At 44.8% G+C, this 13,825-nt stretch carries 14 protein-coding genes and 2 tRNA genes; 2 read left to right on the forward strand and 14 right to left on the reverse strand.

Annotated features, from left to right (window positions below; genetic code table 11):
* Nucleotides 1-40 precede the first annotated feature (40 nt).
* On the forward strand, nt 41-952 hold the full coding sequence (locus tag ABD036_RS03125) for a LytR/AlgR family response regulator transcription factor (RefSeq protein WP_343856371.1): 912 nt from the start codon (nt 41-43) through the stop codon (nt 950-952).
* A 750-nt stretch (nt 953-1,702) separates the two neighbouring features.
* Here the strand turns inward: ABD036_RS03125 and ABD036_RS03130 are convergent.
* From ABD036_RS03130 to aspS, 14 genes are all read right to left on the reverse strand, one after another.
* Nucleotides 1,703-1,778: transfer RNA gene (locus ABD036_RS03130), tRNA-Lys, on the reverse strand.
* Nucleotides 1,779-1,896: 118 nt separating this feature from the next.
* A tRNA-Lys gene (locus ABD036_RS03135) sits at nt 1,897-1,972 on the reverse strand.
* Between the two features lie 173 nt (nt 1,973-2,145).
* Nucleotides 2,146-2,922 (reverse strand): tol-pal system protein YbgF, encoded by a 777-nt coding sequence (gene ybgF / locus ABD036_RS03140; protein WP_343856372.1) that lies wholly within the window; start codon nt 2,920-2,922, stop codon nt 2,146-2,148.
* A 12-nt stretch (nt 2,923-2,934) separates the two neighbouring features.
* Nucleotides 2,935-3,498: a peptidoglycan-associated lipoprotein Pal gene (pal, locus tag ABD036_RS03145; RefSeq protein ID WP_343856373.1), complete on the reverse strand. Its 564-nt coding sequence runs from the start codon at nt 3,496-3,498 to the stop codon at nt 2,935-2,937.
* 51 nt (nt 3,499-3,549) lie between these two features.
* On the reverse strand, nt 3,550-4,905 hold the full coding sequence (tolB, locus tag ABD036_RS03150; protein ID WP_343856374.1) for a Tol-Pal system beta propeller repeat protein TolB: 1,356 nt from the start codon (nt 4,903-4,905) through the stop codon (nt 3,550-3,552).
* Between the two features lie 5 nt (nt 4,906-4,910).
* The gene (gene tolA / locus ABD036_RS03155; protein ID WP_343856375.1) at nt 4,911-5,726 is read right to left on the reverse strand and encodes a cell envelope integrity protein TolA; all 816 of its coding nucleotides are present in this window, start codon (nt 5,724-5,726) and stop codon (nt 4,911-4,913) included.
* Between the two features lie 8 nt (nt 5,727-5,734).
* Nucleotides 5,735-6,157, reverse strand: coding sequence for a protein TolR (tolR, locus tag ABD036_RS03160; RefSeq protein ID WP_343856376.1), 423 nt, complete (start codon nt 6,155-6,157; stop codon nt 5,735-5,737).
* A gap of 8 nt (nt 6,158-6,165) precedes the next feature.
* On the reverse strand, nt 6,166-6,855 hold the full coding sequence (gene tolQ, locus ABD036_RS03165; RefSeq protein ID WP_343856377.1) for a protein TolQ: 690 nt from the start codon (nt 6,853-6,855) through the stop codon (nt 6,166-6,168).
* Nucleotides 6,845-7,255, reverse strand: coding sequence for a tol-pal system-associated acyl-CoA thioesterase (gene ybgC / locus ABD036_RS03170; RefSeq protein WP_343856378.1), 411 nt, complete (start codon nt 7,253-7,255; stop codon nt 6,845-6,847). Before ybgC ends, tolQ begins: the two co-directional genes overlap by 11 nt.
* 567 nt (nt 7,256-7,822) lie before the next feature.
* Nucleotides 7,823-8,833: a Holliday junction branch migration DNA helicase RuvB gene (ruvB, locus tag ABD036_RS03175; protein ID WP_343856379.1), complete on the reverse strand. Its 1,011-nt coding sequence runs from the start codon at nt 8,831-8,833 to the stop codon at nt 7,823-7,825.
* An 85-nt stretch (nt 8,834-8,918) separates the two neighbouring features.
* Nucleotides 8,919-9,542, reverse strand: coding sequence for a Holliday junction branch migration protein RuvA (ruvA, locus tag ABD036_RS03180; RefSeq protein WP_343856380.1), 624 nt, complete (start codon nt 9,540-9,542; stop codon nt 8,919-8,921).
* A gap of 462 nt (nt 9,543-10,004) precedes the next feature.
* Complete coding sequence (gene ruvC, locus ABD036_RS03185) at nt 10,005-10,529, reverse strand: crossover junction endodeoxyribonuclease RuvC (protein WP_343856381.1); 525 nt, start codon at nt 10,527-10,529, stop codon at nt 10,005-10,007.
* Nucleotides 10,529-10,975 (reverse strand): dihydroneopterin triphosphate diphosphatase, encoded by a 447-nt coding sequence (gene nudB, locus ABD036_RS03190; RefSeq protein WP_343856382.1) that lies wholly within the window; start codon nt 10,973-10,975, stop codon nt 10,529-10,531. Before nudB ends, ruvC begins: the two co-directional genes overlap by 1 nt.
* A gap of 1 nt (nt 10,976) precedes the next feature.
* Nucleotides 10,977-12,743, reverse strand: a complete 1,767-nt coding sequence (gene aspS, locus ABD036_RS03195; protein ID WP_343856383.1) for an aspartate--tRNA ligase — start codon at nt 12,741-12,743, stop codon at nt 10,977-10,979.
* Between the two features lie 178 nt (nt 12,744-12,921).
* Here aspS and ABD036_RS03200 point away from each other — a divergent pair, with 178 nt between their 5' ends.
* Nucleotides 12,922-13,800, forward strand: coding sequence for a DUF72 domain-containing protein (locus tag ABD036_RS03200; RefSeq protein WP_343856385.1), 879 nt, complete (start codon nt 12,922-12,924; stop codon nt 13,798-13,800).
* Nucleotides 13,801-13,825: the final 25 nt, after the last annotated feature.

Genomic DNA, 13,825 nt, shown 5'->3' on the forward strand with positions numbered 1-13,825 from the left:
AAGTGCTTGATAGGTAAAAGGCCATAATTAGGGATAACAGGTGGATTCTGGGGATAAAAAGATTATAAATGTGTTCGATCGTTTTGATCAGCACCGAGGATTCTATACATATGCGTTAATAGCGCTGTATTTATTTATCAATAACAGCATCAATGCCTCTAGTGTGTGGATGGAGGAGAATCGAGACGGCCATCCCAATATACAACTTTGGGAGCCCTATGTATGGGAGTACTCCAGCGCACTGGCGATACTGTTGATCCTTCCGCTGTTTTTCCTGCTGTTTCGCAAAATGCCATTGACCTTTAACCAACTGCCCAAGCAAATTGCCGTGCACCTTTTGGCATCTATTCTATTTAGCTTGGCCCATGTAGGGTTAATGGTCGCCATGCGTGAAGGGGTTTATTGGTTTATGGGGGAAGATTATCAGTTTTCACCTTGGCTTAGAGAGATTTGGTACGAATATCGAAAGGACGCTTGGGGCTATGTTTTCTGGCTATTCGTCTATCACGTTGCAACGGCGCTATACAAGCGTCTCAAAGGAGAAGCCAGTTTAGTAGGTCAGCAAGGTAATTTGGACGAAGCAGATAGGCAAACACAAACGACCAACAGGGATGACGGCAAATCCCCTGCCCCTGACTTTTTGCTCGTCAAAAAACTGGATAAAGAATTCTTAGTTAAAGTATCCGACATTGAATGGTTAGAAAGTGCAGGCAACTATGTCAATTTGCACAAAGCTGGCCGTATCTATCCCCTCAGAGGCACGCTTAGCGACACCATTGACAGATTAGCACCATCAGGATTTAGTCGCTTACATCGCAGCTACGGCGTTAATTTAGCCTTTATTGATAATATCCAGTATCAGCCGAGTGGAGACGGCATAGTGACATTACTTTCGGGTCAAGAATTAACGATTTCAAGACGCTATAAAGACGATCTCAAATCGCGCTTATAGCGCTGCGGGGATGGCACCTGCCCTCTGCGTCATCCTACTATCTTCTGCGTCTTCCCCACATGTTGTTAGTGGGGATCTCATGAACAGGTTGACGTAGTTAACTTCATACAGGAGTTCAGAAGGTCCCCGCCCAAGAGCACTGCGGGGATGACAAGTATTCTTCGTCATCCCCATTATCTTCTGCGTCATCCCCACATGTTGTTAGTGGGGATCTCATGAACAGGTTGACGTAGTTAACTACATACAGGAGTTCAGAAGGTCCCCGCTCAAGAGCACTGCGGGGATGACGACTATTTGATGAGCATGCGGGATGACACGTATTCTGCGTCATCCCCACATGTTGTTAGTGGGGATCTCATGAACAGGTTGACGTAGTTAACTACATACAGGAGTTCAGAAGGTCCCCGCCCAAGAGCACTGCGGGGATGACAAGTATTCTTCGTCATCCCCACTATCTTCTTCGTCATCCCCACATGTTGTTAGTGGGGATCTCATGAACAGGTTGACGTAGTTAACTACAAACAGGAGTTCAGAAGGTCCCCGCCCAAGAGCGCTGCGGGGATGACGACTATTTGATGAGCGTTGCGGGGATGACACGTATTCTTCGTCATCCCCATTATCTTCTTCGTCATCCCCACATGTTGTTAGTGGGGATCTCATGAACAGGTTGAGGTAGTTTATTTCCACGACAAGATCATAGTGTATTTAAAGTATTGAAGTTTGGATTGGTTTCGAAAGTATTTAAGAAGATGGTGGGTCGTGCTGGATTCGAACCAGCGACCAATTGATTAAAAGTCAACTGCTCTACCAACTGAGCTAACGACCCATCTAATTGAAGCTTTATTACTCCCAGCAATGTTGTGCTGGCCTATTCTTTTAAAATAGCATTTTGGACATCATGTCCTGTCACTTTTCAGCCAGAAGCTTACTTAGTTAATTGAAAATGGTGGGTCGTGCTGGATTCGAACCAGCGACCAATTGATTAAAAGTCAACTGCTCTACCAACTGAGCTAACGACCCTTTTCAATTCCGTTACAGTCCTGCTGCAACGGCGGCATATAATACCCAAATATCTTTGTTGCGCAACCTAAAAGTGGAGTTTATTTCAAACTAATTGCGTTTTTGCGGAAAAACTAAACAAGGTTAAACATTGATTAACTAATGATTAACCTTAATGTTCAATAAAGGACCAATTAATTCATTGCCTTGAGTCTAGCATCTGCCAGTCTGCTGGATGAAGAATCGGGGTATTCCGTCATAACTTGTTGGAAAAGTTGTTTGGCCTTGGCCAAATTGTCTCGTCTTTGCTCAACTACACCTAATTTAAACAATGCATCGGCACGTTTAGATGAGTCTGGATAACGTTTCACCAACGTTTCAAACTGCTCCCCTGCACTCACCCATTCTTGCTTGTTGAACAACAGTTGGCCTAACCAATAATGTGCATTAGGTGCATAGCTAGAGTTTGGATACGTTTTAAGGAACGACTGAAATTGAGGAATAGCTAAATCGTATTGCTTGTCCCTTAAAATCAGATTAACCGCTTTATCGTACGCATCGCTTTCGCTCAAATCTGCAGTCTGTGTTGCAACAATCGCTCCGGTGGCAGGTTGTTGTGCTGAATTCGCGTTACCAGCGACCGCTGTAGGTGTGGTTGTCGTTGGCGAACTGACCGATTCAATTCTGCGATCAATTTCTAAATACAATTCACGCTGTCGCTCGAGTACTTTTTCCAGTTGATGATTATGCAGCTCTAAGGTACCGCGCATTTCTTGCACATCACTTTGCATTTCATCCAATTGTTGCTGGAGTCGATGCTGCATGTCTGTACGAGACTCAAGCACGCGTTCGATAGTTTCTAATCGTCTTTCTAATGAGCTGTCATTTACGTCTGTCACAGGCGCAGGAGCCGCATTTGCTGCGGCTCCGAACACTAGCATTAGACTAATCGCTAACTTGTGATTAATCATGGATACTCAATCTTATTGATAAACTAAAACGCCACGGCGATTTTGAGCAAATGCAGACTCAGTTGTACCAGTTGCTACAGGCTTTTCTTCACCGTAAGACACGATACTGATTTGCGATGAGCTTACACCAGCGTTTAGAAGATATGTTTCAACTGACTTAGCACGACGCTCACCCAAAGCAATGTTGTACTCTGGCGTGCCACGACGGTCACAGTGCCCTTCGATCACAATAGATTGACCTGGGTTGCTAGCTAAGAAGTTAGCATGTGCGCGTAAAGTGCTGGACGCTGACGAGCTAAGATTAGAGGTATCGAAATCGAAATAAACCACTGAATCTTGAACCAAGCTTTCCATTTGATTACGCATTTCGCGCTTTCTCATTTCTTCTTGTTCACGTGCTTGAGTTAGCGCTTGTGCTTCAGCCGCACGCTTAGCTTCCATATCTTTTTGAGCTTGCATTTCTGCTTGCTGCTTAAGTTGCTCTTCGCTTGGACCCTCAGGAGTTGATGAACATGCCATCATGGTCACCACTGGCACTGCGATCAATATACCTTTGAATACTTTTTTAAGTTGCATTTTCATTAATCCTTATCTTTTTCGATATCTTTATTAATTATTATCGTTGTACTACAAAAATGGTGACCAGCTAGGTGACTTAACCTGCCCGTCTGACACCGGCAATCTTGCCTTAAACCTTCCATCAAGTGACACTAATGATAATACCTGCTTTCCGTCATGCAAGGTACTGTAAATAATCATACTGCCATTTGGCGCAATACTCGGCGATTCATCAAGAAACGTCTTGGTTAACACTAACATATCACCTGAGTCTACACCCTGTTTTGCAATATGATAGTTTCCGCGAGTCCGATTCACCATTACCATTTGGTTTCCGTCTGGCGTGTAAGTTCCCCCCAGATTCATTTCCCCCTCAAACGTAATGCGTCGAGTCTTGCCTGATGCTAAATTTACTCGATAAATCTGAGGTTTACCACCCCGTTCTGAACTAAAAATCAAATGTTTACCGTCTGGTGACCAACTCGGTTCGGTATCAATCGCTCGATTTCGGGTAATTTGACGTAACCGTTTGCTGGCCAACTCCATCACATACACCTCGGGGTTGCCATCTTTTGATAACACCATGGCCAATTGTTTGCCGTCCGGTGAAAACGCTGGTGCACTGTTTATGCCAGAGAAATCGGTGATCAAGGTCCGGCTAGAGGTGTAGATATCTTGGATAAATATTTGCGAACGCTTATTTTCAAAAGACACATACGCCAATTTTCGTCCATCAGGAGACCAAGAGGGAGACATTAAAGGTTCGTTAGAGCGCAATAATATTGACTCGTTTTCACCGTCATAATCTGCCACTACTAAATGGAAAGGCTTTCCGTCGGGATCAGAATCACGCACAATGACATAGGCGATTTGGGTTAGAAACGCTCCTTTTTCACCGGTCAATTTTTCGTAAACAATGTCACTTATTCGGTGTGCGTATTTGCGAAACTCATCGCTGCGGATAACGACACTCCACTCATCCAGGATATGATCTCGATTACTGACTAAGCGTCCGTCATTCATGACTTGAGTTTGGCCACCGGTAATTTGCCCACGGATCACGTCAATCAATTGCAAAGTCACCTTAAACTCATCTGCACTTTGTTGTTGCAAATGACCAATTAGTATTGCTTCTGCTCCCGCATTTGCCCAACCACTGTAGTCAACTTCATTGTCGTTTTTAGGGTGTTGTGGCAGTTGTTCTTCGCGTAACGCATAAAACTTGCCGCTGCGGGTTAAATCTGCCGCGACTACAGCATCCAAGCTACTTGGTGGCAAACTACCTGGAGACACATGAAAAGGCACTATGCCTATCGGCCGAGCGTTGTTAACACCTTCGGTGATGACAATTTCTAGGGTCGCTGTGCTACCAAAAGAAACAGTTGCCAACATGATAATTGTTAAAAAGGTCTTTATTTTTTTCATTATTCTCACAGTTTAAATAAGAAAGTTATATCTTTAAGTTCATTGTATACACTGGGGTCTTTTGACATGGGCATTTCCCCCGCCCGCCTTACAGCTTGCTCACCGGAAACACACACATTTTTATCACCACCAAGGGATCGTACCGAAATCACAAACCCTGTCGAGGACAAACGAATTTGTATTCGACATGTTTTACCAATCATGGAATCGTCTTTGTACCAGTTTTGTATAATTCTAGCTTCGATCATCGCCTGATACTTTTGTGTTTCCGTCAGCACGTACTGCTGGCGTTGTCGGGCTCGAAGACTAAGTTCGGCCTGTTCCGCTTGCAATTGCTCCTGCATCAATCGCTCCATTTCTTTACGTTCTTGCTCTTTGCGTTGCGCTTCTTGCTTGGCGCGTTGTTCAGCTTCACGTTTTTGTTGCGCTTTACGTTCTCGCTCTTCAGCAGCTCTGCGCTCCAGTTCCCGTTGCTGGCGCTGTTCTTCTTCTTTTTTCGCCTGCTCGCGGCGCTTAACTTCTGCCACTCGTTTGCGTTCTTGCTCTTGCTTGCGCTTAATGGCTTCTTCTTTGCGACGCTGTTCGTCACGTTGCTGTTGCAATATTTTGTCACGCTCAGCTTGTTTTTTGTCTTCAATTCGTTGCAGCTGATCATTGATGGTTTTTGCGTCCACCACCACAGCTTCAATCGGCGTGAAATTTGGCATCGGCGCATGGACGGGTATTACCGGTGATGAAAAATTCATACTCACTAATAACAAGCCGCCAATCAGCACATGCAAGCCAATTGAAATGAACACCTCAGGACCGAACTTAAGCATCAATATTCCTACTGCTCAGGTGACTCAGTCATCAGGCCTACCGAAGGCACACCCGCGCGTTGCAACAACACCATTAATTGCACCACGTTATTATAGGGCACGGCACCATCACCCTTGACGACGACTGGCGTATTGGGCTCTTTCTTAATTTGTTGTGCAACGATCACAGCCAAGTCAGCCGCTGACATCGGGGTTTCTTGGTTATCACCTACGTTAATAAAGTATTCACCTGCTGCGTTGACGGAGGCAATGATTGGCGGTTGCGCTTCTTCTGACAATGACTCAGCTTGCGCTTTGGGCAAATCTACTTTCACCCCTTGAGTGACCAAAGGAGCGGTCACCATAAAAATAATCAATAGCACTAACATCACGTCAATGTAGGGCACTACGTTGATTTCAGATACGGGACGACGTCGCTTTCTTTCGTACATAAAACGTCCTACGCGCTTTCAGTGCGTTGAGCCAATGTCTGGCGATGCAAGATGCTTGAGAACTCTTCCATAAAGTTACCATAGCTGTTTTCGAGCTTTTCAACCTGATTGCTAAATCGGTTATAAGCAATGACCGCCGGAATAGCGGCAAACAAACCCATGGCGGTAGCGATTAGCGCTTCGGCGATACCTGGCGCGACCATGGCCAAAGTAGCCTGTTGGACTTCGCCAAGGGCAATGAACGAATTCATAATCCCCCAAACCGTACCGAATAAACCGATGTAAGGACTGATGGAGCCGGCTGTGGCCAAAAAGGATAGATTGGCTTCCAGATGATCGACTTCCCGAGACAGGGACACTCGCATCGCGCGATAGGTGCCATCCATAATAGCCTCTGAAGACCCGACATTGGCTTTACGAAGACGCATATATTCTTTGAAGCCAGCACAAAATAAACTCGCCATCCCATGCACACTTTGTCGTGCAGATAACTCTTGATAGAGTTTATTTAGATCTACTCCAGACCAAAACTTATCTTCAAATTTTTTGGTTTCACTCTTGGCATTTCTAAGTATTTTTGCGCGCTGGAAAATAAAGGCCCAAGACACTACCGAAATACCCAAAAGCAATAACATAACCAATTGGACCAACAGACTTGCTTGTAAAAACAAGTCGAAGAAAGACAGATTAGATGACACGTGAAATTTCCCCTAAAATACGACTCGGTATTGCCACTGGTTTCATTTTATTAAGATCAACACAGGCTACCCGAATTTGCGCCTTTACCAAACATATATTGCTGGCATTTATTATTGTTTGTTGGAATATCATGCTAGCACGTTTTATCTCAATTAATTCACTGTTAATTGTCAGTAAATCATCGAATTTCGCCGCTGCAATATTATCCATTTCCACCCGTTTGACGACAAAACCGATAGATTGTTCCAATAAAGTATGTTGTTCAATGCCAAAACTTCTCAACCACTCTGTTCTAGCGCGCTCTAAGAACTTAAGATAATTCGCGTAATACACGATCCCACCAGCGTCGGTATCTTCATAATACACACGCACAGTAAAAGGTGTTATAGGTTGTTGCATACGTTTATTCCTCAACAGAATGTGTCCACTCACGCTCATTTTCAAGATGAATTCGATAGCTTGCATAACTATGTGCTGAATTGCCGCGATCTTAACGGACAACCACTGAAAACCAGCATTTCTTTCGTGTTATTTAATCAAACATGCATTTTCCACGCATAAAGCGTCAAAATCAAAGGTATTCACACAAGTATTTTTCATTAAACGCGTGTTCAAAAATGCAACAGGGAAATTCACATAAAGCTCCCACGCCTGTTAACATAAGGATTACAAAATCACACTTCAAGCGGGACATTCAATAATCATTAGATTTTCTAATCTGAAAATAAATTTTTTTCAGTTGTCGTAAGATTAAAAATGACTAGAATACGCATCGTTCTCTGGACTGGCGCGAAGATTCGTTCTAAGCGATAGTCAGATTATGTGGTCAATCATTTATTGACAGATTTGTTCCCTGGAATTTTCCTTCCAACACTTGTTGCTTTGCCCGCGAATTTCGCGGGCTTTTTTTTGTCTGCAATTTAGTCTTGAAATAAAGTGGATAGTGCCCGAGTTCAGGTTAATTACTTACTTTGGGGCGGTGTAATCTCTTGAGAAATGCAAGAAAGCGCGTTGCGATGCGATCCGGCCCCGAGGGGTACGTTGCAGAAATCCTTGCTGGATCAAAAATGGTTCAATCACATCTTCAATCGTGTCTTTTTCCTCGCCGATTGCCGCAGCAAGATTGTCCAATCCAACGGGCCCGCCCATAAACTTGTCAATGATAGTCAATAACAGTTTGCGATCCATATAATCAAAGCCTTCCTTGTCGACATCGAGCATATCTAACGCTTGCGAGGAAATATCTTGTGTAATATCACCATCGGCACGGATCTCGGCAAAATCTCGTACTCTACGTAACAACCGATTAGAAATTCGCGGTGTACCTCGGGAACGTTTGGCTATTTCAACCGCGCCCTGCTCATCCAGTTTCAAATTCAAATAACTTGCCGACCGTTTCACGATTTGCGTGAGATCACGTAAATTATAAAATTCGAGTCGCTGGACGATGCCAAAACGATCGCGCAACGGCGAGGTCAATGACCCTGCACGGGTAGTAGCCCCAATAAGTGTAAAAGGTGGTAGTTCCAATTTGATCGATCGAGCGGCGGGTCCTTCTCCAATCATGATATCAAGTTGATAATCTTCCATGGCGGGATAAAGGATTTCTTCGACTACTGGACTCAAACGATGTATTTCGTCAATAAAAAGCACATCATGCTCTTCAAGGTTAGTTAGCAAAGCAGCCAAATCGCCAGCTTTTTCCAACACCGGCCCGGAAGTTGTTTTGATATTGACACCCATCTCGTTGGCGACAATATTAGCAAGCGTGGTTTTACCTAATCCAGGAGGACCAAATATTAATAAGTGATCTAGCGCGTCTTGTCGTTTGCGTGCAGCCTGAATAAATATATCCATTTGCTCACACACGTGATCCTGGCCAGTATAATCAGCCAAAAGTTTCGGACGTATCGCTCTGTCGACGGCTTCGTCTTCATTGCTAGCGGTGGGTTGTATCAGTCGATCAGCTTCTATCATGAAATTGTCGTTAGTCTTTTAATAGTGTTTTTTTATACAGTAAAATACTAGCAGTGTACAGCCTAGCGTATTGATAACTTGAAAACTACGCCATGGAGCGCAAAGCTTCGCGGATCAGTGTCTCGCTTGAGGCACCTTCTTGATATACCGCATTCACGACTTTTGCCGCTTGAGCAGGTTTATAACCTAATGCGACCAGTGCACTCAATGCATCTTCTTTGACGTCATTGTTAGCCACTAAAGTTGATCCATCAGTTTGAACTGACATAGCTGGAAGATGGGTACTGCTGTCACCTTGCTCTGCAAGTTTCTTCAAGCGATCACGCATTTCTATCACTAAGCGCTCGGCGGTTTTTTTACCGACGCCGGGTAATTTTACTAAACCAGTATAATCGTCATGACTCACGCACTGGATAAATTGTGCGGCAGACATGCCCGATAAGATGGTCAAGGCTAATTTAGGCCCCACGCCATTCACTTTAATCAGTTCTCGAAACAAGGCGCGCTCCGATTTATCGGCAAAGCCGAATAACAATTGGGCATCTTCGCGCACCACAAAATGGATATAGACGGTGGCTTGCTGACCAACCTCGGGTAATTGATAAAAACTGGTCATCGGGAGTTGCACTTCATAACCCACACCGCCGGCATCTATCAATATCTCAGGCGGTTGTTTTTCGATAAGTTGACCGCGTATTAAACCAATCATCAATTTGTCCTTTTGTCGTGCTTGTCTGGGTTATTTATAGTGGGTGTCCACACTATTTATGGTGACTGTCCACGTTAATTACGATGACTAATTACGATGACTGTCCTCGTTATTTACAGTGGGTGTCCTCGTTATTTGCGGTGACTGTCCACGTTATTTGCGATGACTGTCCACGTTAATTACAGTGGGTGTCCTCGTTATTTACGGTGACTGTCCTCGTTATTTACGGTGACTGTCCACGTTATTTGCGATGACTGTCCACGTTATTTACGGTGGGTGTCCACGTTATTTACGGTGGGTGTCCTCGTTATTTACGGTGACTGTCCACGTTATTTGCGATGACTGTCCTCGTTAATTACGGTGGGTGTCCACGTTATTTACGTTATTTACAGTGGGTGTCCACGTTAATTAGTGACTGTCCACGTTATTTACGGTGGGTGTCCACGTTATTTACGTTATTTATTATTTGCGTAATCGGCCACGCACCGTTTTGCTCGCTTGCCCCGCAAGTTTAATTAAACTTTGTTGAGTGTGGCCGTGACACAATGCCACAGCCAGTGCATCTGCAGCGTCTGCCTGAGGCGTTGCTGATAGTTTCAACAAATAGGTTACCATGTGCTGAACCTGCGTTTTTTCCGCGGACCCCTTGCCCACGACACTTTGTTTGATTTGTCTGGCAGAAAACTCCGACACCGGCAGTTCGGCATTGGTTGCGGCCACAATTGCAGCGCCCCGTGCCTGTCCTAACTTCAGTGCTGAGTCTGGGTTTTTGGCCATAAACACTTGCTCAATAGCAAAAAACTGCGGCTGAAACTGTAAAATAATCTCAGTCACGCCTTTATAGATTTGATTCAGACGTGAGGCCAGTTCATCACCTTGGACTCGAATACAACCGCTGCCGAGATAACTAAAGGTATTACCTTGCTGTTTAATTACCCCATAACCTGTAATTCTTGACCCCGGATCAATGCCTAGAATAATTGACATTAGTTACCCTTATTATCCGGCACAAACTGCGCGATGGCTTGCTGATTAGAAGGAGACCAAGCTTTGTCGATAGCCGAAGCTTTATCCAACCAAATATAACTTGTATGTTCGGTAAGAATAATTCGCTCATCCCCTTTAACCTGCCAAGCAAACACGTATTCGGTGTTAATCTTGTTTCCCGGCGGATAGCGATGTTGCCAGGCTTCACGGATAACGTACTGATTGGTGCTGCGGCAGTCTACGAGTTCCAATCCACCAGCTTGAATATCGATGCCAGTCTCTTCTTTGACTTCTCTAATAGCGGTTTGCATGGCGTCCTCATCAACCTCTAAGGTTCCGGTAACACTTTGCCAGAAATTAGCATCATCTTGGCGTTGCAAAAGCAACACCCGATTATCCTGATCGTAGATCACAATCAGGGCTGATTCTGGACGCCTAAAGGCCATTCTAATCCGCTTTTTTCTCGATCACCGTGGCGATGGATAATTCTTTAAGCTGATCTGGATTAGCTGCACTTGGCGCATCGGTTAACGGACAGGCTGCGGTGGTCGTTTTGGGGAACGCCATCACATCTCGAATCGACGTAGCTCCGGTCATTAACATCACTAATCGGTCTAAGCCAAAAGCAAGACCAGCATGCGGTGGCGCACCAAATTTGAGTGCTTCTAGCAGAAATCCGAACTTGAGTTGTGCTTCATCATCTGAAATACCCAACAACTTAAACACTTGCGATTGCATCTGTTGATCGTGGATACGAACCGAGCCACCACCTAATTCGACGCCATTGAGAACCATGTCGTAGGCATTTGAAATCGCCGTTGCTGGATTTTCAGCTAGCTCCTGTGGTGTCATATCACGTGGCGCGGTAAAGGGATGATGTAGTGCGTGAAAATGCCCATCTACTTCTTCGAACATAGGGAAATCGACAACCCAAAGCGGTTTCCACTCACCTTCTAGCAGATCCAAGTCTTCACCTAACTTCAAGCGCAACGCCCCCATGGCTTCGGTAACGACATTGGCACTGTCCGCACCGAATAAAATAATATCGCCACTTTGTGCACCAGTACGGTTAACAATCCCCATTGCCACTTCTTCGCCTAGGAACTTGAGAATTGGCGATTGAATACCTTCAACGCCTTTATCGAGATCATTGACTTTCATCCAAGCCAAGCCTTTAGCGCCGTAAATTCCGACAAAGCTACCGTAATCATCAATATTCTTACGTGACAAGGTTGCACCACCAGGAACTTTGATAACGGCTACGCGACCTTTAGGATCATTGGCCGGACCTGCAAACACTTTAAATTCAACGTCTTTGACTAAGTCAGCTACATCAACCAATTCTAGCGGGTTACGTAGATCTGGTTTGTCACTGCCATAGCGACGCATCGCATCAGCAAAGGTCATGTGCGGGAATTCGCCTAGATCGACGTTTAGCATTTTCTGGAACAGATCGCGTATCAAACCTTCCGTGATCTTCATTACCCCAGAAGCATCTAGAAAGGTGGTTTCGATATCGATTTGAGTAAATTCAGGTTGTCTGTCGGCGCGTAAGTCTTCATCTCGGAAGCACTTCACAATTTGGTAATAGCGATCCATACCCGACATCATCAGCAATTGTTTAAACAGTTGCGGAGATTGCGGCAAAGCAAAAAATTCGCCTTTGTGAGTGCGGCTAGGCACTAAGTAATCTCGAGCACCCTCTGGGGTTGCCTTGGTAAGAATTGGCGTTTCGATATCTAAAAATCCATCTGCTTCAAGGTATTGACGAACGGCGCTGGTTACCTTTGCTCGAAATTTAATACGGTCGCTCATGATAGGACGACGCAAATCCAAATATCGATACTTTAAGCGCTGTTCTTCAGAGTTTTCTTGATTCCAATCCAGTGGCAATGCGGGTGATTTATTTAACACCGTCAAGGCCTTACCGAGGATTTCTATTTCGCCAGTAGACATATCTTTATTGACTTGCCCTGCAGGCCGCGCTCTTACAAGACCGGTAATTTGCACACAAAACTCGCTGCGCACGCTATTGGCAAGTTCAAATAGTTCGTTTAGGTCGGGATCATACACCACTTGAACAATGCCCTCGCGGTCACGAAGGTCTAAAAAGATAACGCCGCCCAAATCACGTCGCTTATTCACCCAGCCACAAAGAGTGACTTCTTGTCCAATAAAACTTGCGTTAATGTTGCCGCAGTAGTCTGTACGCATGTATAGCCTCGATTCCTCGTACTGCGAATCTTATCGCGACGAGTTTAAAATAGTGGTTAATTTGAAAGCCGCATAGTATAAACAAATCCTTAATAAAGGACACTGTTGATACATAGATTTGTGTAAAAACTGCTGCCTAGCACTTAATAGAAAACAAAGATTAATCGGAAACCTGAAAATGCAATTCCCTCACCTGCCGCTCAAATTCGGTTGCCCCATGTGGAGTCACCCAAAATGGTTTGGGACCTTAGTCCCTTCAACAACCCCAAAAGCATCAGGATTAAACGCCTATGCGCGTTTTTTTAATAGCGTCGAAGGCAATACCAGTTTTTATCAGCTGCCCAATGAATCTTCGGTTCAAAACTGGCGTGAGCAGGTCCCGGCGGATTTTTCTTTCACCTTTAAGTTTCCCCGAGAAATTAGTCACGCTGCTGATATTAACTCCCAAGTTGAACTTTTACGCAGCAGTTATCAACGTTTTGGTATGTTTGAAGAACAACTAGGTTGCTTGATGTTACAACTGCCACCAGGTTTTTCTGCGCGGCGCGCGAAGGAATTAGAGCACTTTGTTGGTCAACTACCAAAAGAATTTCACTATGCAATTGAAATGCGGCACCTAGATTGGTTCGATAAAGGGCAAAACGAGCGTTGGTTAAATCGTCTGTTGGAAAGCCACGGCGTGAACCGCGTTATTCTTGATACGCGCGGATTGTTCGCGTGTAAAACACCGCAAGATACCTTAGTCATGGAAGTGCAAACCAAAAAGCCCAAACTCCCTACTCACGCAGTGGCCACATCCAATCGCCCGATAGTTCGCTTTGTTGGCCACCCGACTTTGGCTAAGAATCGCGAGTTTCTTGCACCTTGGGTTGATAAAATTGCTCAGTGGCTGGCGCAAGATTTGCAGCCGTATGTGTTTTTTCACATGCCCGACAACGCCCAAGCGCCGTGGCTAGCAGCATTGTTTTTTGAAGAGTTAAAAATCGCTCATCCAGAGCTGCTAACATCTGGGCTCGATATTCCAGTAATAGGAAATCAACAACTGAGTATTTTTTAATACTTCAATTGATAGCTGCGAAACC

It is taken from the genome of Aliiglaciecola litoralis (genome assembly GCF_039523355.1).
GTDB lineage: Bacteria > Pseudomonadota > Gammaproteobacteria > Enterobacterales > Alteromonadaceae > Aliiglaciecola > Aliiglaciecola litoralis.